General features: G+C 36.6%; 21 protein-coding genes and 1 pseudogene. 7 read left to right on the forward strand and 15 right to left on the reverse strand.

Annotated features, from left to right (window positions below; all coding sequences use genetic code 11):
- Positions 1-93: 93 nt before the first annotated feature.
- From FNZ24_RS07065 to FNZ24_RS07120, 12 genes and pseudogenes are all read right to left on the reverse strand, one after another.
- Positions 94-912 (reverse strand): DUF1566 domain-containing protein, encoded by an 819-nt coding sequence (locus FNZ24_RS07065; RefSeq protein ID WP_153913784.1) that lies wholly within the window; start codon positions 910-912, stop codon positions 94-96.
- Positions 909-1307 carry a DUF1566 domain-containing protein gene (locus tag FNZ24_RS07070; RefSeq protein ID WP_153913785.1) on the reverse strand — a complete coding sequence of 133 codons (399 nt, stop codon included), beginning with the start codon at positions 1305-1307 and terminating at the stop codon, positions 909-911. The genes FNZ24_RS07065 and FNZ24_RS07070 overlap by 4 nt, the downstream gene beginning before the upstream one ends.
- Before the next feature lie 248 nt (positions 1308-1555).
- Positions 1556-2842 (reverse strand): tyrosine-type recombinase/integrase, encoded by a 1287-nt coding sequence (locus tag FNZ24_RS07075; protein ID WP_153913786.1) that lies wholly within the window; start codon positions 2840-2842, stop codon positions 1556-1558.
- An 88-nt stretch (positions 2843-2930) separates the two neighbouring features.
- The gene (locus FNZ24_RS07080; RefSeq protein ID WP_153913787.1) at positions 2931-4013 is read right to left on the reverse strand and encodes a response regulator; all 1083 of its coding nucleotides are present in this window, start codon (positions 4011-4013) and stop codon (positions 2931-2933) included.
- Between the two features lie 27 nt (positions 4014-4040).
- A complete protein-coding gene (locus tag FNZ24_RS07085; RefSeq protein WP_153913788.1) occupies positions 4041-8819 on the reverse strand; it encodes a PAS domain S-box protein in 4779 nt (1592 codons plus the stop codon).
- The gene (locus FNZ24_RS07090) at positions 8812-10032 is read right to left on the reverse strand and encodes an EAL domain-containing protein (RefSeq protein WP_194945012.1); all 1221 of its coding nucleotides are present in this window, start codon (positions 10030-10032) and stop codon (positions 8812-8814) included. Before FNZ24_RS07090 ends, FNZ24_RS07085 begins: the two co-directional genes overlap by 8 nt.
- 298 nt (positions 10033-10330) lie before the next feature.
- Positions 10331-10711 (reverse strand): annotated as a pseudogene (locus tag FNZ24_RS07095) (STAS/SEC14 domain-containing protein).
- A gap of 261 nt (positions 10712-10972) precedes the next feature.
- A complete protein-coding gene (locus tag FNZ24_RS07100; protein ID WP_153913790.1) occupies positions 10973-11542 on the reverse strand; it encodes a hypothetical protein in 570 nt (189 codons plus the stop codon).
- Positions 11543-11583: 41 nt separating this feature from the next.
- Positions 11584-11892 carry a YkgJ family cysteine cluster protein gene (locus FNZ24_RS07105; protein ID WP_153913791.1) on the reverse strand — a complete coding sequence of 103 codons (309 nt, stop codon included), beginning with the start codon at positions 11890-11892 and terminating at the stop codon, positions 11584-11586.
- 144 nt (positions 11893-12036) lie between these two features.
- A complete protein-coding gene (locus tag FNZ24_RS07110; RefSeq protein ID WP_153913792.1) occupies positions 12037-12747 on the reverse strand; it encodes a pseudouridine synthase in 711 nt (236 codons plus the stop codon).
- Positions 12748-12816: 69 nt separating this feature from the next.
- Entirely contained in the window at positions 12817-14109 is a 1293-nt protein-coding gene (locus tag FNZ24_RS07115; RefSeq protein ID WP_153913793.1) for an acyltransferase, read from the reverse strand.
- 169 nt (positions 14110-14278) lie between these two features.
- Positions 14279-15193: a LysR family transcriptional regulator gene (locus tag FNZ24_RS07120; RefSeq protein ID WP_153913794.1), complete on the reverse strand. Its 915-nt coding sequence runs from the start codon at positions 15191-15193 to the stop codon at positions 14279-14281.
- A 251-nt stretch (positions 15194-15444) separates the two neighbouring features.
- Here FNZ24_RS07120 and FNZ24_RS07125 point away from each other — a divergent pair, with 251 nt between their 5' ends.
- Entirely contained in the window at positions 15445-16293 is an 849-nt protein-coding gene (locus tag FNZ24_RS07125) for an enoyl-CoA hydratase/isomerase family protein (protein ID WP_153913795.1), read from the forward strand.
- Positions 16294-16394: 101 nt separating this feature from the next.
- On the opposite strand, the gene FNZ24_RS07130 is transcribed toward FNZ24_RS07125, so the two are convergent.
- On the reverse strand, positions 16395-16847 hold the full coding sequence (locus tag FNZ24_RS07130; RefSeq protein ID WP_416384826.1) for a TonB-dependent receptor domain-containing protein: 453 nt from the start codon (positions 16845-16847) through the stop codon (positions 16395-16397).
- A 142-nt stretch (positions 16848-16989) separates the two neighbouring features.
- Here FNZ24_RS07130 and FNZ24_RS07135 point away from each other — a divergent pair, with 142 nt between their 5' ends.
- Positions 16990-17601 carry a hypothetical protein gene (locus FNZ24_RS07135; protein WP_228768406.1) on the forward strand — a complete coding sequence of 204 codons (612 nt, stop codon included), beginning with the start codon at positions 16990-16992 and terminating at the stop codon, positions 17599-17601.
- A gap of 421 nt (positions 17602-18022) precedes the next feature.
- Here FNZ24_RS07135 and FNZ24_RS07140 read toward each other — a convergent pair whose 3' ends face one another.
- A complete protein-coding gene (locus FNZ24_RS07140; protein WP_153913796.1) occupies positions 18023-18427 on the reverse strand; it encodes a hypothetical protein in 405 nt (134 codons plus the stop codon).
- Between the two features lie 377 nt (positions 18428-18804).
- On the opposite strand from FNZ24_RS07140, the gene FNZ24_RS07145 reads away from it, so the two are divergent.
- The 5 genes from FNZ24_RS07145 (at position 18805) to FNZ24_RS07165 (ending at position 22863) form a co-directional block, all read left to right on the forward strand.
- Positions 18805-19212, forward strand: a complete 408-nt coding sequence (locus tag FNZ24_RS07145; RefSeq protein WP_153913797.1) for a LexA family protein — start codon at positions 18805-18807, stop codon at positions 19210-19212.
- A 3-nt stretch (positions 19213-19215) separates the two neighbouring features.
- Positions 19216-20472, forward strand: a complete 1257-nt coding sequence (locus FNZ24_RS07150; protein WP_153913810.1) for a Y-family DNA polymerase — start codon at positions 19216-19218, stop codon at positions 20470-20472.
- A 375-nt stretch (positions 20473-20847) separates the two neighbouring features.
- Positions 20848-21453, forward strand: a complete 606-nt coding sequence (locus FNZ24_RS07155) for a YgjV family protein (protein WP_228768407.1) — start codon at positions 20848-20850, stop codon at positions 21451-21453.
- Between the two features lie 343 nt (positions 21454-21796).
- On the forward strand, positions 21797-22132 hold the full coding sequence (locus FNZ24_RS07160; protein ID WP_153913798.1) for a 5-carboxymethyl-2-hydroxymuconate Delta-isomerase: 336 nt from the start codon (positions 21797-21799) through the stop codon (positions 22130-22132).
- A 41-nt stretch (positions 22133-22173) separates the two neighbouring features.
- Positions 22174-22863: a hypothetical protein gene (locus FNZ24_RS07165; protein ID WP_228768408.1), complete on the forward strand. Its 690-nt coding sequence runs from the start codon at positions 22174-22176 to the stop codon at positions 22861-22863.
- Between the two features lie 145 nt (positions 22864-23008).
- Here FNZ24_RS07165 and FNZ24_RS07170 read toward each other — a convergent pair whose 3' ends face one another.
- Entirely contained in the window at positions 23009-24268 is a 1260-nt protein-coding gene (locus tag FNZ24_RS07170; protein WP_153913799.1) for a dicarboxylate/amino acid:cation symporter, read from the reverse strand.
- Positions 24269-24646 lie beyond the last annotated feature (378 nt).

Here is a 24646-nt window from a genome sequence, read left to right on the forward strand (position 1 = left end):
GTAGGGGATAAATTATTCTACTCAGATAAATATAATTTTTAATTAGCCAGTGAAACACACTGGCCAATTGCTGAAGTTAAATTCCGCTACTCATTATTTTGCATCGCGAACCAAGCGAACCCAATTATTTATGGAAATGAAGTCGCTTGCCATTTTAGAAGCGAGTTCATAGTCTGATGGTTTACCTCTTTTCGGATCGCTTCGCTGTGCACCAGCCCCGTGCCAATCAAAGTATACTGTCGAAGCTGAGCTTTTCTTGCTCCAAGCTTGAGCAAAAGCAATATAAACAGCAGTGTGTTTAAAGTCACCTTGAGTTGTACTCGTCCAAACATAATAAGCGTCTTGTGGTGATTTAAATTCTGTTGGCGTGACGTTAAAAAATTCGGTATTTATTGCTGGTAATTCATTTTTCTCATAATCAACTAATGATTGTAGCTCTTTGGCGTTAGGTAATCTCCAATCAATAAAACCTGCAAGTGAAGCAGTTTCTGCATACTCTAGCGCTTTAACCCAATCCATTTTTTTACCACTATCACTTTTAGCCCACATTAAACCTGTAGATTGATCCGTGATAGTGCCATTTTTGTTATCAATGTAGTCCATATTGTAGAGGCTTGTAGTATTACGGACTGCACGTACATAGTTACCAGGTACAAACATGTGATCAGATTTCTGAATGGTAGTTCCATTAAAAAATAATCCTGTTTCATAGGATTTAATATGCCCATCAGCAAAGTTAAATCCAAATCCTCCCTGAAGGCCACCATGAATAGTAACGTTTTGCACTGCTCCTTTATTGTAAACAGTACTCGACCAGAAAGCGCCAGCAAACGGCCTACGTCTGTCATACTCAAAATCAAAATATGTAGTATTTAGATAAGGACAACTTTCCTGACCACTTTCAGGCTTCATGAGTTGTCCATCAAAATTTGTAATGAATACAGTTCTTTAATTGTAGGTAATCGCCAATCATCGAAACCTCCTAAAGTCATCGCATTTACCACTTTAGTTGATTCAGCTAAATTTCTTTTGGTCGTATCATGATTTTTCTGCCACATTAGCCCAGTATTTAAATCTGTCACCGTACCATCATTATTATCTCTATAACTTAAAGGGGCGCCTTTAATTGAAGCGTCTTGCCCAGTATAAAAACTACTTTCAGTGATAGGTAATGGCTTTCCTGTTACATCATATTGAACACTTTGGCCGGTATCTGGTAATTTTGGTTTTTCTATTTGGGCATAAGCAGGATTCAACAGGGTAAGCATGAATGCTGGAACTAATAACGCTTTAAACACAATAGACATTTTATATTCCTTTTAGTGTCTTTATTGACTAGGTTAGTGACTTTAGGTCAAAAAAATCATCATTGATAAATAACCTTGAACTCCATTTAACATAATATACATTGTACGTAGTTATGTTTAGGTATGAGCATACTTAGTTATTTATCTTTAAACACCTCTATATGTATATAATTCAAGCGTCTCTACGTAAAATCTGATGCTAGTTCCTTTAACCTAACACTCAGATTTCACGCACGTGCGCCTTTATTTTAAGCTAAATGATCTAAAGGTTTATTCGCTGCACTTTGATGTCGTTCAGTTTGAGTAGTATGTAAATACTGAGATGTCGTATCAATACTTTCATGACCTGCATCTGCTTGCACATGAGACAACGGTCTTTGGTTAATATTAATGTCGTGAGTAATTCCAGTATGCCGAATATTATGTGCTGTTAATTTTCTCATCAACTCACTGTCTTGCACAAAGCCATCTTCTAATGCGCTATCTGCAGCAAGATTTATGATGGTTTCGATCTCATCTCTGATTTGTCTAATGCCAAGGTTTGCGTTTAATACACCGGAGTCACGACCATGTGCTGCAGGTTTATGCCTAATGAAAATGGGATGTTCTTCATTAAGGCTCGGTAATTCTGGTAAACCGAGATATTGACGGTATTTTTTCAAACCATCTAAAAGTGATGACGATATTGCAATGCTGCGAGCTTTTCCGCTTTTAGAAAAAGGAACATAAAAATACCAAATGCCATTGTGTGCATCTTTTCTGAATTGGCTCATCATTGGTGAATAACCAGCGCGGCCACTAATCTCTGAAATTCTTAGATAACAACTATATAGAATATTTATAAGAAACAAACTGCGTTGATGCTTGTTAGGTTCTTTAACTGCTAAATCAGTGACAGTACTTACAACATATGACCACTGTAATTTTGTAAAGGCATGATTATTATCATCGTCATTCTTTTTATATTTTCGGTTAATGGCAAACCGACTGTACTTTAACCAAAGCTGTGCTGGATTTCTTTCTGTGTATTCTTCGCTGTTTAAATAACCATAGAATGAAGAAATTATCGCTATTTTCGTTTTTAAAGCATTATCACTTAAGGTGTAAGCTATTTCTTTTCCAAGCTTTTTTTTACCAACAAACGGCCTCCAGTTGGGATTCGGGTAGCGTTCACCACTTGGTTTATCTAACTTAAATTGAGCGACATTAAAATAACCAATAAGTTCTTTAGGTGGGTTTTCACAGTAATTAACATAACGTGCTATATCTTTCCTGGTTACATCTTTTGGTGATAAACAAGCAACGTCAAAGCACCAATGCAAAAAAGTCGTTAGTTCACTTCGGTAAGCTTTATAGTTGTTTTCTGAGTGTCTTTGTTCAAATAACCAGTCTGATGTATGTTCAATTATCAGGCCGGCGTCAGCAACTTTTTGTATTGAAATAGAGGTAATGTATTGATTCACAATACTGTTTCCCGACAGGATAAAATCTGGTGAATCAAAAAGAGGAAATACTGGTGGATTCTGGTTATTCATATCATTATCTATCTGAAATCATTGACTAATGATAGCAGATTACATAGGTGCCGATAACGTTATTTATCGGCATTAAAACCTTTAAATTTTAGATAACAGCATAGATTTTTTTCAATAGTGTTTCAGCATTTGTTGGTTTAACAATGTAATCAATAGCACCTAATTCACGACATTCGATAAAGCTTTCTTTATCAGTACTGCTTGTGAGCATAATGATAGGAATATTAACCATCTCATCCATGCTCTTAATTGTTTTAAGTGTTTGTATCCCATCCATAATTGGCATATCTATATCCAATAAAACCAGCTCTGGTTGACAATGTTTAAGCTTGTTAAGTGCTTCAACACCATTGGTTGCGACCTCCACTTCAAAGCCTTTTGGTTTTAAAATCGTAGTGATGATTTTAAGCATGACATTTTGATCATCTACTACGAGAACTAATGGCAACTTCTTTTTAAAACTTGGCTTAGCTGCCCTTACCTTATTACTAATATCGTTAAAATATTTTTGGTTATGTGCTTTTAAATTTTCTACTTTTGGTTTTATTTTACCTACTTGGGCCATAGCTTGAGAATTAACTTCTACTTCTCCATTACATAGTTTATCAACTTCAATTATTAATTCATTTAATAACCCATGTTGAATCCCCTTTTCATCATTCAATGACATTTCGACTTCGTGTAACTGTTTAGACACCAACTGCAATTTATGAATAATGGTTTTCTTGTCTTCTTCGTATAAATGAACTTGATCTTGGCTAGTCAATAAATCACACATCTGAGTAATTGATAACCTTATACGGTTCATATCGTATACAGGCCTAAATGTCTCATAGCTATAAAAGCGCCCTTTTGAACACTCAAAATAAGCAGCTTCTCTATACTCTCTACAGCAAATTAGTAAAGATAGATATTCATCACCAAAGACCTTTTTTTCTTTGTTAAGATTAGTAATAATCTCATTAAAATCAATAGCTTCATCTGGTTTTTCGAAAGCATATATAAATAATGTTGGTTGAGTTTTATCTTGTGTGAAAGCAATGAACTGTTCCTGGTTAGTGTTAATGTCACAGAATAAAGTTCTTTGATATTTGTTCCTGATAATCTCTTCAATAACTTTCTTAATCTCAATAGATTGATAGAACACAACAACACTAATCAGTTTTTTCATAAAGCTACCCTATCATCTAATACTCGTTCAAATAACTTGACGTGATTCTAAAACTTGCTTGATTAACAAAAGTTGCTCATTAATCTTTTCAAACCGCTTTTCAACACCATCAAAGTCATTATTATTTTTTTCAATCCATTTGAATTGCTCACTTAAATCAATCGCACCACTTGAAACAGAAGCGCCTTTAGCTGCATGACTTTTACTTCTTATAATTTCAGGTTCTTTTTCCTTTAAGCCTATTTGAATCAATTCAAAATCTTGCTGCACACTAGTCCAAAACATGGCGAGTATTTCATTTGTAATTTCCTTATCATCCGTTCCAATAACTGCCTTTAATTTTTCAAAATCAATTGCAGGATTTAGACTCTCTGACAGTTGTTCAGTATTATTAGCAGGCTTATCTGATAAATTTAAATCTCTAATTTTTAAATATTTTTCAATGGTCTCTTTTAAAGTATTTATTTCTATTGGTTTTGCAATGTAATCATCCATACCTGCGTCAAAGCAGTTATCTGACTCTCCCACCATTGCATTTGCTGTAACAGCTATAATCGTAATAGGCTTCAAATTTTGTTGATTTTCAATATCACGAATGGCTCTGGTCAATTCTAAACCGTCCATATTCGGCATGTGACAATCAGTTAACAGTAAGCTAAATCTGCCGGTTTGCCATTGTTCAAGTGCAATAATGCCATCTTCAGTCATTTCATATGCGTAGCCTAAACTTTCTAACTGTTTACCAAGAACCAATCTATTTGTCGGTTGGTCTTCAGCAACTAATATCAACGATTGGTTTAACTCAGCTTCTTCAATTGTTTGAGGTATGACTTTGGCGTTTTGTTTTTCTGCTTGAGTAGACCAATCAATTAGCGGGCTTTCTAGGCCACATAAAACAGCAAGTCCTAAAATTAATTCAGTCGGTTTTAATGGGTGTGTACCAACAACATAAGTATACGGATCTATATGCCCTTTTTGTTCTATAGGGTCCGCATTAAGTAGCAAGCTTTTAACTAACTGATAATCTTCAGAGTATTTAAACTGCTCACTATCTGTAATGATAATTGCAGGTTTTATTGAATCTAATATTTTTTCATTATCCGCTAAGTCAATGAGACTTAACCCTTGGTGTTTAAGCTGACTAAAAATAAATAAGCATGTATTTGCTAAATGATGATTTGAACAAGAAATAAATATTTCATACTGCGAAAAATCAAAATCTTGGAACTTGCTTTCGTCCGAATAAGTATCATTTACAGGGACACTTACTTTAAATGAGCTCCCTTGCCCTAGTTCGCTTTGAATTTCAATTTTGCCATTCATTAAATCTGTAAACGATTTTGTAATACTAAGACCGAGCCCGGTGCCTCCAAATTTTCGTGTCGTGGAGGAGTCTGCTTGTGAAAAAGGTACAAACAATTTTTGCTGCTGCTCAGTAGAGATACCAATGCCATTATCGATAACCTCTAATGATATAAAGTTATTAGCATAAAGGGTTTTAACAGTAACTGTTCCCCGAGAGTTATTTCCGCCTGAAAATTTTATTGCGTTACCAACAATATTTAAAAGTATCTGTCTGACTCTAACTGAATCCAGCATTATTTCTTTTGGCATCTGTAAATCAGGTTCTATGTAGAGTTCTACATTTTTGTTTGATGCACTAATCCATACACTGTCCATTGTCTTTTCAACTAGCGATAGTACATCACATGGCGATAAATCAATTTCAATTTGTCCCGATTCTATTTTAGAGAAATCAAGAATGTCATTTATTATGTCAAGTAGTGAAAAAGAAGAGTCTCTAATAGTCGTAACCATTCTTTTTTGGTCAGAATTTAATGGTGTATTGCGAAGTAAATCAATCATACCTATGACACCATTCATTGGCGTTCTTATTTCATGGCTCATTGTTGCTAGAAATCTAGACTTTGATTTACTGGACTGTTTCGCTGCTTGCGTTTCTTTTTCTAAGGCCCACTGAATTTCTTTCTCATGAGTAAGGTCGATATTAATACCGTACATAGTGATTGGATTATTATCTTCATCTAAAGATAAATCAGCTGAACATTGTATCCATTTTGTTGATTTATTATTTAGGTTAATGACTCTAAATTCAGTTTTTAATGAACAAACTTGTTCGATTGCATCTGCAATTTCTTTTTCAGCAACTTCTACATCATCTGGGTGGACCGCATCACGCCAATCTGAATATATTAACGGTTTATTCCTTTCTATACCGTATAAATCATACATTCGAGTGTCCCATTTTAATTCGCCCGATTTAATATCAAATGACCAATTACAAACACCACCTGCTTCAGAAGCTAAATTAATACCGCTAAGTAATTTATCCCTCTCATTATTAGCGAGTAATAAAGCTTCAGCAGATTCTATACGCTCAGTAATATCTTCTACGACTGCAATAAAGAACTTAGGCTCATTGGTATCTGCATCTCTTACCAACGAAGCTGATAAATTTGCCCAAAAAACGTCACCATTTTCTCTTACATATCGTTTATCTGTATTGAAAAACAATTTTTTATTGTCTAATAATTCCCTAATGTACTTAAATGACTGCGGTAAATCCTCTTTATATGTGACGTCCTTAATGTGTTTTGTCAGCAAAATATTTTCTTCATAGCCTAAAATTTCACACATTTTTTGATTTACTTCTACGAAACTTGAATCAATACCAATTCGAGCAATACCGACAGCTGCTTGGTTAAATGCTGTTCGATAAATCAGTTCCTGATCATGTAGTTTGTTTTGTAATTCCTGTTCTCTTTGCTTAATTTGTTCTTGAAAAGAAATATCTCTTAATATCGCCACATACATCATTTGAGACTCTAGTTCTGTTTCACCAACAGAAAGCTCAATAGGTATATGGTGACCTGCTTTGTGCAAACCGTATAGCTTTTGAGGTGTGCTAATATAACTTTCCACCCAATCTTTAAATGGTGATTTGTTCAAGTGATCAGACTGGTTATACTGTAAACTTACGATTAATAGACTGATATTATTTCCTATTAGTTCGCTTCGTGTTCTCCCAAATATTAGTTCTAAAGAACGGTTTACATCTTTTATATTACCTCTATCATCTAATACAATTGTTCCATCTAACGTTGTATTAAACACAGCCCTTAATCGATTTGCTGACTCACTTGATTCTTTAGTGCGCTCCTCTATTGTGGCTAACATTTCATCCATTTTTTGTTTTTCTTTTGCTTTTTCATTGGTTATATCGTTTTGAACACCAATAAAATGCGTTAGTTCTCGATTTTTGTTAAATACAGGACCAATAGATAAACTGTTAATAAATGCTTTACCTGATTTAGTGTAATTTGTGATGACAACATCACATGCATTACCTTTATTGATTGCGTGTGACATTTTTTTTATTAGCTCTTTTTCAGTTCTAGCCCCTTGTAAAAGCCTACAATTTTTACCTAGTACTTCTTCAGCGCTATAGCCGGTAATTTTACTAAATGCTTTGTTAACAAATATAATGGGTTGATCAGGTAACCGTATGTCTACCACTAAAATTCCAGTTGCTGTCGAATTAATAGCACTACGTTGTAGGTCAAGAATTTCTTGCTGACTGTTGCTTTTATCTAGCAATTTTTGAGCGTCGATTAATTTGGTTTCTAGTTTTATTAAGTTACTTTTAGTATCAGCACTAACTTCTAATAAATTACTCGTTATTGTTTTATCTTTAGTGAGATCACTTATGGTTAACGCTATCTTGTTACTTGGTAAAATTAAATTATTGACTAAATAGCGAATAATAAAAAAAAGTAAAAATAGAATAAAAATAAACAATATGTAAACATTATTATTCAGCAAGGCTAAGAAAGAATAAGTGTCAGCATTATCGAGTCTAACGAATGTTGACCAACCTATATTTTGCAGCTCTTTATAACCGGAAAAATGATTATAAATAGTGATTTGTTCAATTCCTTTACCTTCATGTACTGAACTTTCTGTACCTGAAAACCCCGCAATCGCACGATCTACACTTGATACTCCTTGTTTCAGTAAATTAGTCTTATTTAAAACTAAAAAATCACGTTGGTAAAAACTTTGCCTCTTACTGACAGTGTCATAATCAACTAATAAATACCCTTCTTCATTAATTAGTAACAGTTCTGCGTGATGTAAACCTTTTGTCACTAATTGTTGGTAGAACTCTTTAAAGACTTCTTCAATAAATATGAAATCAACTATGTTAACCCAAATTCCGACCATTTTATTTTGCTGTGTATATATCGGAGTACCAAACAACATATCGAAGCGGCCAGGATAGTTATCAATAAATTGCTCTTGTGGCCCATAAATATATACAGGTTGTTTTGAACTTGATTTCGCGCTACGGATTGCTTTAAACCAATCGCTATTAGCGATAGTAATTTGGTCTAGGTTAGATAAAGGAACTTTTTCTGATTGACTGTTTTTTGTTGATTCAATTAAGACCTTCCCTTGCAAATCTAGAATCGCAATTTTTGAGTATGCACTCCTAGATTGAATTAAGGAATTTAATTTGGATTCAAATTCTTTGCTTAAGGTAATGTCAGTCAACTTCTGCTCAGTGACATCACCTATAAATAAAGGCAGCAACTTTGCATCTTGCTGGTGTTCATAGAGCGTTTTTTCAATCTGTGTTGTCAGTAGTTTTACTTCTCGCTCGTAGAAGGAAACGGTCTTTTCTTCGAATGTGCTGTTTATATTCAGTATAAATATGAAAATAGCACCTATTAAAAACAATGAGGCAACAACCAACGAAAGGAATATCTTTTTATTGTTATTCAATTTGAGTTTCCTCTTGATGAATTCCAAACCCAAGGCCTACCTCATTAATTTTATCTACCATATCTTTTGCAGGTAGTGGCTTCGAAAAGTAAAAGCCTTGCGCTATTGAGCAGCCAAGTTTTTGAATTAAACATTTCGTTTCATAATCCTCTACACCTTCAGCAACTGCCAGTAATTCAAGATCATTGGCTAATGAGATACTTCTTCTAAAAAGAGCTTGAGACTTAGTATTATTAATGATGTCAGACACAAAACATCTATCAATTTTTAATTCATCAAATGGCAACATATGGAGTTGCTCTAATGAAGCAAATCCTGTCCCAAAATCATCAATCGATAATTTAAATTTCATCATGCGTAATCTTAATAGCGCAACAATCATTACTGACGGGTTAGAAGGTATTGCAGTTTCCGTTAGCTCACAGGTAATTGAACTATTTGAAATTGAGTTAGCCGATGCTTCGCTTTCAATCCATTGAGGCACCATTTCTTCATCGAGTATTTTTCCTGATAAATTTATTGACAGATTTAAAGTTGAATATTGCTTTTTCAATTTCGAAAATTGATAAAACGCATCGGTAATGACTGCTTTTGTTAGAGGAAAAATTAAACCTGTCTCTTCTGCTGCATTGATAAATTCTGAGGGCGCTATGATTCTGTCACCATCAACAATTCTTGCTAAGGCTTCAAAACCACATATTCGATTTGTGTTGAGGTTGTATTGAGGTTGAAAGAATGCTTTCACATGCCCTTGTTTTATATGGTTATCTAATTGATTCTGAGTAAGTTTTATAGTCGCTTTAGCTTTCGGGAAGATAGTTAACTTAGTTGCTTGCTCTATAAACCCTTTCAACATGGTTGAGGTTATTGGTTTGGGAACAATTGCTAGAATATTTAAATGATAATGAGTGGCTAAGACTTTTGCTGAATTAAGTAATGTTTCATCTTCCCCACTGAAAAGAACAATTGGACTGCTATATTGAACCTCAATTAAGCGCTGCAATAGATATAGCCCATCTTTAACAGGCATATTTAAATCACAAAATACCATGTCAAAATGCTGTTCTTTTATGAAGGTAAAAGCTTCTAAACCGTCAGAAGCTTCAGTTATCTCAAAGTTTCCGAGCAGCTGTAGGCTTTTGATGAAAATCCGTCTTATGATCTGCTGATCATCTACAACTAATATGGAATGTATTTTTTTCTTTGCTCTCACCATACCTCCACTTATTCGAAGTTCCTTTTCATAAAATAAGTATAGACATAAATAAGAAAAAACAAGGAAGAAACAGGATGTTGCTAGATAAGGTTTAATACATTGATCACATAAAGACGAAGCAGTTTGAAACTTATCACTCAATCAAAGCTTTTGACCGAAGCAATTAACCCTATTAATTAACCTAAGCAATTAACCTAACCAATTAAGAATACTAAAATGTCTGCTGAGCATTATAACCCCCTAAACACACTATAAATTTATACTTAAGCTTAAGAAGGTGTTTAGGGTTTCCGTATTAGTTCAATAACCACTGAAGTGCTTCGTCTTTATCTTCAAAAAACTGTGATTCGCCGTGTATAAACCATTTCGCAATTTTGCCAGCAACCTCTTGCTAGCCTTTATTACCGTATATGGCTATTTTTTCAAATTCGTTGCCATGTTTAAGCCCTAGCTTTAAATCATCCCACGCAGCTCTCATTTCCCAGCCGTCTAACTCTGTACCATCAATGAAAACTTTCACCTTAGGATGGTTAACTTCTGCTAAAGCAGAATCGATAATTGGCGTTATTGTTAAGTAATCCTGATGAGTTAATGTCCCTTTCGCTTTTAGTGATAAAAAAATGTCGTTGTTAATTCTCTCTATGCCTATAGAAAAGCCATGTGATTCCTGGGTCATAAATTTCTCCTTCTAACATTGATAGCGACGAACCGAATTTCTATCTCAATACAAAGCTAGCATATTTGTACAAAAAAAAAGCTACCCAAAGGTAGCTTTTTACAAGTATTGAATTTAGAAATTCATAGGTGCATTGAGACGGAATGTTCGCCCTGTTTGGTAATGATAAACGGTACGTGGCTTAGCTTGAGGGTTTTAAATTTTTGCATATATTGCAGCTGTGTTCTGCTCGACTATTTAAATGATTTAACACACTACTAGCTAGTTTTTTACTGGATCATTAGATTGTAATTTTAATTGGTTTAAATGATCGACTAATACAAAGCATAATTCTATGTACTGAACAGCTTCTACTTTGCCAACTTCATACCCTTTTGCATGGGCAACTTTATTTCGAAGAACACGTAGTTCGCTGAATAATTTTGCTTTTTTAGTATCAATGATTTGTTCAGTGACTAGTGTTTCTTCAATGTCTTTATAGCGTGTAATAGAATCTAAAATGACATTCGGCAGTTTGGTACTGATAAGGTTTTCTGCAGCTTTATCTACTTCACTCCAAGCTTGCAAAATTGATGAGCTGGGAAGGTTTTCAACTGATGCGATTAAAACAGATTTTTTATCGATTTCCAGTTCAGGAAATGCCCCTTCGGCCTTTTTAGATACCGCTTTTAAATCTTGGCCAAACTCCACTTCAAAATCTTTGAATTTAAACTTTTTGGCTAATGGAATTAACGCTGACAATGGCTTTTGAAGTGTGACGACACTAAAAATAAAAACTAGCGGCCAAGCTAGTTTATCTAATAACTCAATAAAAAATTGCATTCCATTCATTTACTGACAAATCCTTTGTTCAAATTATCTAAATTAAGTTATTACATTTTCTGTCTTTCTTCTACACACTCGTAAGAACCCATTTCAAACTCACGACACACCCATGGTCGATTCTCATAAATCGTACACATTAGGGTTTCTCTATCAACAGCAATACACCAACCATCGTCTAGGCGTTTCATCACTTCACCGCCCCATTGATCTTCACCGATATATTCTTTGGGTACGCCTGTCTCTGAGATTAAAATCACTTCTAATTTACAACAACACGCTTTACAACCAGTACAGGTTATATTGGGATCGATATCTGTACTATCTATACTTAAAATTTCAGGGATTTCTATTTTCATATCAGCCGTTGCTGTAGCGTATAGCTGTATTTTAAACAAATAAGCTAAGTGTGTTATCTAGGGCAGATGATACCTTAGCCCCGTACTTATACATAACTTAATGACTGAATAGCGTGAAATTTGCAGAATTAATTAACCAATAAATTAATAAGTCAGTGACTTAACCTCATCTATTGTTAAATATCGCCATGCTCCAGTAGGAATATCTACCGTTAAGTTTCCAATCTTTTCGCGGTGTAACTGTTTTACTTTATTCCCTACAGCAAAGAACATTCTTTTGACTTGGTGGTAGCGTCCTTCAGAAATAGTCAATAAAACTTGATGTGCAGCATCATGGCTTGATTCTGTTTCAATGTTCTCAAGCTTAGCGGGTAACGTGGGTTTAGATTCACCCTGTAACAGCAAGCCTTCAGTAAATCTTTCAGCTGTACCTTGTATTAATGCTTTTGCTAATGTGACTCGATATGTTTTCTCACATTGCATTTCTGGTCTCATGATATTAAAAGACCAGCGACCATCATCAGTGATAAGCACTAAACCTGTTGTGTCGGCGTCTAATCGGCCAGCAATATGAAGCTCATCCTTATTCTCAATTTCAAGATAATGTAAAATCGAAGGATAATCTCCATCTACATTTGAGCATATTGTATCGACTGGCTTATTAAACATTAAATACCTAAAAGGCCTTGGGACTAACTGCTTACCTTGATATTCAATATAATTATTTTCATGCACTTGATAGCGTACATCTGTTATCACATCTTGATTAACTCGTATCTCACCTGATTCAATGCAAGTAATAACAGTTGGTTTACTCAATTGTGTACTACGTAAAACAAATTTATCTAGACGCATGTGTTTCGATATTTCCTACTATATTGTTTTGTTCAACTGAGACATTTAGAAATTGGGACATATAGCAACTTAGGCTCCGATGAGTTTACGTGAATGCTTGTTTAACACTAGCTGCATCATCTTAGTAAACATCACACTTGCAGCTATGGAACTGATTAAACTCAACAAGCCGTATACTAGTATCTCAGGTGCACTTCTATCAATCAAAAACCAATCTTGTACCGCATAAATGACCCATCCCATAAAAAAGACATGTAAAAAGTAAATTGAAAATGCCATATCACCTAATGCAGTTACCGCTCTTTTGGTACTTTCTAATTTACTACTGACTAACAAAGGGTGTTTAGCAATACCCTCTTGGTCAACAAGCCAATGTAATCCGTATAAAACGGTGGCTGTGATAATGACTTTTTGTGCATAAATCAGTGACTGTCTTAATGAAAACCATCCAATGTCAGTAAAGTCATAAAAGTAGCTGCTAGTAATCGATATACTTAAGATGACTAATAGCGTCAAAAGCATTTTAATATGGTTGCCAATCCAATCTAATACTTGCTGATAATAGTTACCTGCAAACATGCCTAATGTGTAAGCGCCTATAAAGTAAATAAAGGTCTGCAATTTAATAAAGTCAGGGAATGGACTTCGCGAAATGATAAGCGGTAACAATATGATGACAATTGAGACTAACGATAGCTCAGGCCTTCTCGCTATACTCCACAGTAATGGAGTCAATGCATACAAGGCCATTAACACCGGGATATACCACAAATGAATAGATGCTTTTCCCGTCCACACACTAAGTAAAAATTGTTTGATATCCCCTTCTGCTTGCCAGCCTCCATAAAATGAAAAATAACATAGAGATACCGCAATATAAGGCAGTAAAACATTGATAAGTTTGCTTAGATAAAACTGCTTCCAGGACCGTTTAGCGAGTATCAAGCTGAATAACAGCCCAGATATAATGGCAAAATAGAGTGTAGAGCCATGAAATAGCATTTCTGTCACTGAGAACAGTACTTCCAAACCCACAGAGTCTAAAGAACCCGTCCAGAAAATCATAAATGACCATGCATGCGCCCCTACAATTGCAATAATGGCCAAACCTCTTAACAGGTGTAATGGTCGATTGAATTGTAAATGATGATAATTTAGCGGTTTATTCTTTTGTCCTTCAATAGCGTTACTTTCATTGGGCACAATAGCCTTACTATCGTTGGGCTCAGTAACAATATCTAATGCTTTAGTTATCGAAAGAGAACAATTGGGGTCAGATTCTGACGAATTTTTTGTTGGTTGTTTTAAATATGGTGTCGATTCTGGATTTGAAGAACGTGGCGATAGATGTTTAGTTATCATATTGCTTTCTTATTAGCATTACCTTAACTAGCTAACCTATCGACTGTATAAAGATTATTCAATTACATACGATTGCACCCAATGATTTAAGTGATTGCAAATTATATAAGCAAATAAACTCATTATTTAAAAGCATATTACTTAACCCACTCAGACAGTTTACAAGGTGTTATCGATTCCAAATTGCTGGATCGCCAATCTTTTCGACTAAAAAATCTATAAAGACTCTCACCTTAGCACTTAAGGCATTAGCTTTAGGGTAAACCAACCAAATTGCCGTTTGATCGTCAATATGAAACTCCGGTAGTACATGAACTAAATCGCCTTGTTTAATTTCATGTGCAACACTCCAGTATGAGTTCATTGATATACCTGTTCCAGCTAAAGTTGCGATTTTCATGCTAGTACCATCATCACAACTTAGTCTTACCCTGGCATTTGATGGTGGAAAAACAGCGCTTTGACTTTCATCATTTCCAGAATGAGTCATTTTTCGCCCTTTAGCATCTTTAAAGACGATTAATTGGTGCTCCTCTAATGACTCAGGGGTTTGCGGAGAACCATATTTTGAAATGTAAGCTGGTGATGCACATAAAATCCTCTGATCATCAGCCAGTTTTCTCGCTCTTAAACCGCTATCTTTTACTTCAGTATTACGAAGCGCGAGATCAATACCATGCTCGATGACATTGACTTGTGTATCACTTAGCTTGAGCTCTAAATCTAACTCGGGATACATAATCAAAAACTCTGGTAATACTGGCAAAATATACAATTGCGCGAAGGTATTTGATGCCGTGAAACGTAATACCCCTTTTACTTCATTAACTTCAGTACCAATGGCTGCAATAGCTGCATCTTGTTGCACTAAAATTTCTCTCGCATAAGGTAAAAAACCTTCACCTTCAGTAGACAAAGAAACCTTACGTGTTGAACGGTGTAATAAATCAGTACCTAGTTGGTTTTCAAGTTTTGATAATCTAGCTGATGCTATCGCAGGAGAAAGTCCTAATTTACGCCCCGCAGCGCTAATGCTTAATGACTCTGCGACTTTGACAAACAAACGTAAACTTTCTGTATCCATTTAAAATCATCCATTATCAATCTGTTATTTAATTTTTTTACTTATTATCTTTAAAAGTCTAATTCCGGCCAGTGTTAAACAAGCAATTAGAAGACCAATTTATACTAAATTAGTTAATAGAAATACTTAATTCTCTTTATCAAAAACCATCGTTCACTAATCTTTCGTTATGACCTACCTTTTAGCGATGTGAATAATACGTTAAATATTTACATTCCAACTCATACTAGGACATAACAAGGACAACAACCATGGAATATAAGAACTTTACAACCTTCAATGTCAAAACAGACAACGGGATTGCTTGGGTTACGATTGATTTCCCACCTGTAAATGTCCAAGGACAAGAAATGCTGGCTGATCTCAACAGTTTAGCTTTGCGTTTAGAGCGCGATCGAGAAATAAAGGTTGTTGTTTTTCAATCAGCGCACCCAGAAATTTGGGTATGTCATTACGACACTAACCTGTTAAGAGACATGTCAAAAGATGCAGTCTCTCGTGACGAAGCAAAACTACTCGATCTGCAATCAGTTTTGGAGCGCATTAGTCGTTTACCTCAGGCAACCATTGCAAAACTTGAAGGCTTTGCCCGTGGTGGTGGACATGAGTTTGCTTTAGCTTGTGATATGCGTTTTGCTGCCCGAGGAAAATACAAATTTATGCAGATGGAAGTCGGCATGGGCATATTACCTTGTGGCGGCGGTGCATCTCGTATGGCTCGCCAAGCTGGCTTAGGTCGTGCGCTTGAGATTATTTTAAGTGCGCGAGACTTTACAGCCGATGAAGCAGAAGCATACGGCACTATTAATAAAGCATTAGAGCCTGATGAAATTGGTGAGTATGTTGAAAACCTTGCACGCCGTATTGCATTATTTCCAGCAGAATCTATAAACGCTTGTAAACAAACCGTTTATGAGTCGATTGATAAACCAATTGAAGAAGCGTTAAAAGCCGAAGCTTATTGGTTATATCAAGCCACCAGTAAAACCTCTGCAATTACCCGTTTTACATGGGCTGATGAGCAAGGTGCTCAGTTCGAAATAGATAATCAACGAAATTGGGAGCAACTAGTTGTTAATGTTCAAGAAGTTAATGATTAATGGTTAATGATTAATGATTAAAGTCATTAATCATTATCTAATCAAAGGGTTTCAGTATGTCTGAAACCCTTTTCATTTCATTGAAAAGTCACCTTGTGCTTTTACCAAAAGGTATAATCGAGTTTCACCCAAGCCGTTCTACCAGGTTCATTAACTTGGAACATAGGTTCGCTTCCTAGAATATCGTTACCTGCACCAGAGCGACTAACATGTTCAGCGTAGGTAATATCAAATAAGTTATCTACCCCAAAGCTGACGAGCAAATCATCTTGTTTCCATGAACCGTTAACAGACAAGGTACCAAAACCGCTACTTTCACCTAAATCCTGAGCGAAAATATTCCCTTGGCCAATGGCCACTCGATCTTGAGCTGCTACCATCCGCCAAAATAAGCCTGCAGTCCAACTTTTTGATTGGTAATTAACTGATATTCGTCCTTCCAGTGGAGAAATCTGTCCTAGTGGTGTGTTATCAGTATCATTATCGCCATGGCTATAACTGACAGTAGTTTGCGCCGACCATCGGTCATTAAAGGATACATTATGCCCTGTCACACGTTTGATTTTATTGGAGTATTCATTAGCTTTTAATTGTTTAGCTAAATTTAAGTCATTTACACTTTACTTGTCACATCTGATTAACATGGGTAGGATCCTTTTTAAAAGTATTATTCAAGATTAAATAGGACTTAGCTACATGGAAAGTGGTACCGATACAAATAAAGGTCAAGGTGATCAGCAAAGCTTAACTGATATACAGCTCTCACTTGAGAAGATCATTCAGCATCAAACGCCAGATAAAAAACCTTGGTATCAAAACCCTGAAATGATTGTTGCTTTCTCAGCATTAATTATCGGCATAGTGACGACATTCACATCAATTTATTCAGCTTCTGTCGATCGTGCGTATGCCCGTGCTTCAGTATGGCCTAGTGTCGAAATTGCTCGAGGTTATGGTTACGATTCATTTAAATATATTGTTTCTAACAATGGTACAGGACCTGCGGTCATCAAGTACGCGAAGGTAACACACGATAATAAATACCTATCCAAATGGAGTGAAATCGATGTATTCAAAGAAGTTACGCAATCTCACTTAGGTAAAACAGTATTATCAGCGCAAAAAACGATTACGCCAGTGCTGTATAAAGGCAATAAAGTTGATGACATCTTAAAAACGGATAATTTAATTGCGATAGAGCTTTGCTACTGCTCTATTTACGATGAATGTTGGATAGTTAACCGAAATAACAATCCTGAATTGGTTAGTCACTGTGAGATTGCAAGTAGCCAGCGCTTTTCACAATAAACAAATTAGGTAAAAGCCCTTCCATTTGAGGCAGCGTTTAAAAGAGTTTTAAGAAGTCCATCACAATGATTATCCGCACGATGGGGAATTATTTGGTCATCTATTTTATTTTTCTAAAATAGATGACCAGGCAACCATTATTGATATACCAGTAAACACAGGCATCAAGTAATACCAAATAACCCCATCCCAAGTGAATGTGACAGTTTCAGATAACCTATTTTTTCTCGCTGAATTGGCTAAGTAATTTTTCATAATCAGCTGCAGTAACCTTGGTTTTTACGATTCTTTAGGTGCGACATTTACTTAAACTGAACAAAAATCAGGCACATTCATATGTCCGGTCATCGTTATATATTTAAGAATTAAGCAACATGAACTAAACAAACACAGTTATGTTGCTCTAGAAGAGTTTCTGACGTTATAGCTTGGCGTAATGAACACACTGATTTTGCACTGCTGTTTGTTTAAGTAGTTGAGTGAATTGTGCTTTGCCGGCACTTCTCTCATCTTTAAGTAATTTTTCCATGTGCTGTGCTTGTGACACCACTTGCTCCATCGCTGTTTGTCTTGCTTGATTTTCAGATTGACCTGTTAACACTAATTGGTCCACAAGATTTGAATAGTTCTCGTATACCAATCCTTTATAAAAATCTGCTTCAGTCGCCAATGGGGTATGAGAATAGATAATCGAGCAGCTCACTGCTGTTTCAATATTAGCTCGAGATTGGTCGATTTGTATCACAACCGACTGTTGAGTTGAATAACTGGCATTTGCAGCCACTGAGAAGAAAGCAAACATAGCGACCATCATTAACTTTTTCATATTGATATTCCTTTTATGCCGATTCTTTTAAGCGTGTTTGTTGTTTATTGCTCAATATTACTCGCTCGCACCTTCAATTAGTTACCTAAACGCGCCAAGTACTTTTAAAGGCTCACTGTTTGATCTAGATGTCTGTCGTTTCGATTTCGATTCACTTAATTGATAACTATTTTATCTACTCATGCTAAACCTAAGCTGAACAACTGATTAACTTCTTCAATTCACGATGGTTCTTTTTAAAAAGCCTTCACTCTCCCTTCGAACAAATAATCGACAAATTGTTCAAATCGAATACAAATAAACGGAAATTATTGCCAATTTTACGGGGAGGACTATAATACTGTATAAATATACAGTTATTTTAAGATGTGAAATTTATGAACGTTATTCCCATTTTTGCTAGCGCTGGGATCACCGGGTTTGAATCCCCTGCTGCAGAATATCGACAACTACCACTCAGTTTAGATGAGCTGTTAATTGAGCATCCAAGCGCCACCTTTATTGGTCAAGCCAGTGGCGACTCAATGGAGAAAATAGGCATCTTTGATAAAGACATTTTAATTGTCGATCGTCATGTCAGCGTTGAAAATCATGATGTGATCGTGGCTAATTACAACGGCAACTTCGTCTGTAAGCTGATTGATACCAAGCGCCGATTACTGTTGTCAGCTAATGATCATCACAATAGCGTGTTAATCCAGGAGCACGACAACTTTAGTGTTGAAGGGGTGGTGATCCGCTCTATCCGCTGTCATCGTCAAAGTCCTATTCTTTCTGGTAATTAATTGATGTATGCCTTAGTTGATGCCAATTCTTTTTATTGTAGTGCCGAGCAAGTCTTTAGGCCTGAATGGCGTGGCCGCCCTATTGTTGTACTCTCCAATAATGATGGTTGTATTGTTGCCGCCAACCGACAAGCGAAAGCATTAGGCATTGGTAAGTTCGGCCCTTACTTTGAAGTCAAAGACTTGTGTAGCAAGCTGGGGGTGATTGCTCTGTCATCTAACTATGAATTGTATGGTTCGCTTTCTAGCAGCATGATGGAGATCATTGGCCGATTTGCGCCAGAACAACACATCTATTCAATTGATGAATCTTTTCTATCTTTCAAACAAAGCTACCCTGCTATACCTTGTTTATTAACCCATGCTGCTCGCATTCGCCGCGCGGTATGGAAAGAAACTCGCTTACCTGTTTGTGTTGGTATTGGTGAAACGCTCACCCTAGCTAAAGTCGCAAACCATGCGGCTAAAAAGCTGAGTGGTTATAATGGCGTTTGTTATATTGATTCAGTTCAACAACGGCAAAATATTCTCGCTAGCATGAAAGTCACCGATGTATGGGGAATTGGTTCTCGTATAGGCAAAAAGTTACAACTCATGGGCATTAATGATGCACTTGCTTTGTCCAAACTCAAACCAGGACTGGCTCGAAAAAGCTTTAGTATTGAAATAGAACGCACAGTACGTGAACTCAATGGTGAAGAGTGTAAGGGCTGGGACAGTGCTCGAGCAGATAAACAGCAAATCTTTTCGACTCGTAGTGTCGGTGAACGCATTACAGACAAAGAGGCATTACTACAAGCCTTAAGTAAGCATGCTGGGATTGCAGCAGCGAAAGCACGCAAACAAGGCTCTGCTGCAAGTAGCTTACTTATTTTTGCCAGAAACTCCCCCTATGATGAACAGCCCAGCGGTTTTAAGTATCACTACCGCTGCGCGACGCCTACCAACGACAGTTTTGAACTCATCAGTCATGCTACAAGCATTGGAAGCCAACTGTTTAACCCCTCTACTCGTTATTATAAAATCGGCATCGGGCTGGTGGACTTATGTCCTGTACAACATTTACAAGGAGACTTGTTCACGCCGCCTAAAGATCCTGCGCTGATGCAAGTTTGCGATACGCTCAACCAACGCTACGGTACTGACTCTGTGTTTGTTGCTGCACAAGGTATTAGCGGAAAATGGCATATGCGCCGAGAATTACTCACGCCGCAATACACCACTTGTTGGCAAGATATCCCTCAAGTCAGTTGCCGTTAAAATAAAGCGCTTACGCATTAATTCGCTGTAATAGCTCAGTAAGCGTTGTTCAAGCTTCAGCGACTCAATCGCATCTATTTAACCTACAGTCATTTGAACAACAATCTTTTAATCAACGTGACTCATAAGCAGTCACTCAATAAACAGTGTCTTGACCTTATATCGCCCATTTTGTACCGATGAACGACTTGTGCACAGCAACACAAACAGTGCTTTAGCAACACAAAAAAACAACAACTAAGCAACGTGAAATACACGTATTTGGGGTTTTACAAGCTAATATCAGCATAATTGAATAAACCTCGACTGGATCATTGTTTTAGCGGCGAAAATATAGACAATACGCACCTTCAAATTTTTATCGGATTACTGTGCGTGCCTGAGTTTGCTTTAAATCAGTTATTTTTTATCCAAGCAATTGGATTTGTGTCAATGGCTATAGGTTGGTGGGCAAATAGCCAACAGCAAGACTGCAAATTTATTCATGGCAATATGGTAGCTGCAATACTTACTGCTGTTCACTTAGGCCTATTAGGCAGTTTTTTAGGCATGGCGAATCAACTGGTTAATGTTATCCGCTTTCGTTGCTGTCAAAGCCTCAATAAAGATGATTCAATTAACTTATCCCCTTTACTCCTGACTATGCTGTTTAGCGGTGTTGCAATACTACAGGGGTTTATGTGGGCTGAACATTGGAGTGAATGGTGTGCTGTCATGGCTGCTGTCGTCATGAGTGTTAGCTTATTTTACTTTGCAGGCAGCCAGTTAAGACTCGCTATGATAGCCAGTAACGCACTAAATCTTATGTTATCAATATATTTGATGTCATGGTCAGGAATACTCTACCAAGTAATGACGATAATAATTTTATCTCAAGGCCTGATTCAGCAGTATTTACAAAGCAAATCCTATTTCGAAACTAATAGTATCGAAACGAATAGCATCGAAGCGAATAATGACAGTGTTGAGCTGGTAAAGTAGATAGAGAGTGGATTGAGTGTAAATGCTTAACTTACGCAGATATCCACCATTACTGCTCAATACTAAAAATTAAATACTTAAACCCAATTAATTAAACTCAATTACTTAAGCCCAATTACTTAAGCTCAGTACAAAACACCAGCATTCCCCTATCTCCAGCTCTTATCGTTAAAATCATATCGCTGCTTTTAAAGCAGCTAATTAATGCGTATTGTAAGCAGCCAAAGTTAAGCAACCAGAGTTAAGCAGCCAGTGTGATGTTCAATTAGGTTGGTTCAAAAGCATAAATGAATCATAGAAAACAATTTCATGCACGACTTTAACAAGGACACAGGAGTTTTAAATGCCACATTGTATTATTGAGCACTCGACAGAAATTGATGGAAATCTGCTCGTACCGTTAGTTCACCGAGGTGCGTTAACTTCAAACTTATTTGACCCACAAGGCAGTGATATTAAGGTAAGAGCCATCGCTTATTCACATTACCAAACCGGTGCAGTTGATATCAATTTTATCCACGTTACCTTAAAGATCCTTTCTGGACGTGATGTTGAGCAAAAATCAAAACTCACTCAATTAGTACTCGCGCAATTGAAGACCTTATCAATAAAGGATTGTTCTATTTCAGTCGAAGTTGATGATATAGACAGAGAAAGCTACGCCAAAGTCGTTGTGTAGGCATAATAACGACATAAACTAATTTGTAAGGATACAATGAAGTGAAAATATGGAAACTCCTCATCGTGACTGTGATGCTTGCTGGCTGTTCAGCTACTGAAGTACATTTATATACGCGTTATTTATCAGAGGCTGACATTGACAAAGTCACCACGACGCTGGAACAAGCTAACTATAAAGTGACAACCAATACCCACGCTTTCCCTGATACGATAAATCAATCAACCATCTTATATTCCCCGTTTATAAAAGATGAAACTCACCTACAAGGGCTTATTGGCTCGCTCTCTGATGATGGCTGGGTTATTCCTAATGTTGAAATGCTAAAGTCTGGAAATCACTGGTATAGCAAAGATAATGTGGGTTTATTTTTGCTACCTGATGGCATTAAACCCAAAGATAAAGTAACCATGCGAGATCTGGCTAACGAATACCAAAGCCGAAATTGCGATACCTTAGTAGCTCTAAGCCTTAACGAAGATAGTACCTATGAATTATCATATACCAGTAAGGCTGTCACACACTCAGATCATCTGAAAGGTAGCTGGAAAATGAGGAGCTATCCCTATATAGAGTTAACCTCATTAAATAGGCGATGGTGGTTTTATTTTGAAATAGAGCAGAAAATTGAAGCTGATAAAATCAGTGAAATTAGCATTATCGAATTTAAGCCTTTGAACCCATATGCATCTTTCCCTGGCTGCAGCTTTGCTAGTGGCGTAAGAATTTGATAATAAAAAAGCGGCCTAGGCCGCTTTTTTTTAAACTGTTAATACTGCTTTAAAACACACAGTATTTAAACTGCTCCCTATGCATATGAGCTTATTCTTAAGTTCTTATGCTTAATCTCAAGCTTAAGTTCTCATGTTTAAATAATTACGCAGTCGCAGTATTAACCGATACTTGTTCATGCTCTAATACTTGCTCACTATGATCAACTATGGTCACAACAGCAGCGTCACCCACCACGTTAGTGCTGGTACAGAACATATCAATAATACGGTCTAATGCGGCAACTATGGCAATTGCCTCAATCGGTAAACCTAATTGATGAATCAGCACACCAATCATAACGATCCCGCCTCCTGGAACGCCACCAGCACCGATTGACAATAGAAACACAGTGAAAGCAAGCACTGGAAGTTGGCTCATTTCAATAGGATGACCAAAGGCATTTCCGACAAAGAAAATACCCACTGTAATATAGATAGCAGCGCCACTCATGTTCATGGTTGCACCCATTGGTACACCAAAACCGGCAATACTTTTCTTAACACCGATCTTTTCAATTAAGGTGCGCATAGTGACAGGGATTGTCGCATTAGAACTGGCTGTAGAAAGCGCAAATAAGAACTGCTCACGGGTATGACGACGAAAATCACTGGCTGAAGTCGATGTGGTTAAGCCGATAATAGTTGGATACACCACAAGAGCCCAAAATGCTAATAAGCCAATCACTAGCATCATATAACTTAATACACTCATAAACGCTTCTGGTACAAAAGTCGCGCCTAATTGGATCATTAATGCAAAGACACCGTAAGGAGCAAGGCTCATCACTACAGTGATCATCTTAAGCATAATTTTATTACCTTGCTGGAAAAAGGTAATCGTTGGCTTAACAGTATCACCTAAGGCTTTAATGACACCGCCTGTCATTAAGGCCATAAAAATGATTTGCAGCATGTTACCTTCTGCAAATGCTTGAATTGGGTTACGCGGAATGATGTCTACAATCATGCCTAAGAAACCTGGTAGCTCTGTTGTGACTAATTCAGCATTTTTATCCCCTGTTAATGCTAAACCGGAGCCTGGTGCAAACCAAACAGATAATGCAATTGCGGCCACAATCGCCACGACAGTATTCAGTAAATACAGCACAAAGGTTTTACTACCTAATCGACCGAAGGACTTAAGATCGTTTAGCTCAATGATGCCTGTAACAATACTGAAGAAAACCAGTGGTACTACCAACATCATAATTAACTGAACAAACATACTGCCAATACCAGCAGCAACATCCACCAATGTCCCGTTAACGAAACCATCATTTGCGAAGCCGTATTGGAATAATGTCCCAATAAGCAGGCCTGCAAACATTCCTACAAAAATTTTAACTGAAAGCGATTTGAACATGATAAAGCCAACCTTTGGTTTTTATTTTTTAATCCTTCCTTAGAATTAATTCCATCGGTATTCAAAATTGACTATCTGCAGGCCTATATCAAGTGCAAAAACACCATTTAATATTAACTAAACGCCAAATCAATCTCGCCTTAACATGTTTAGCCAGTGAAATTTACTGAATCACGATAAAAAAACCAACTCAGTTAGAGTTTAATGCTGCAAACAAAGCTAAATCTGCCCAAAAGTACCACTGAGGTATAAATGAAAGCGCGATCAATCGTTTTCAATGCAGTTACTAGTCGATACCATTCGGTAGTATTTTTGTCGCATTTGTATCAATGGGTGCACAAAGTCAGCTCAGATAACTAAGCAAGCACAAAATTTAAG

Source organism: Shewanella sp. TC10, assembly GCF_009663145.1.
Taxonomy (GTDB): Bacteria; Pseudomonadota; Gammaproteobacteria; order Enterobacterales; family Shewanellaceae; genus Shewanella.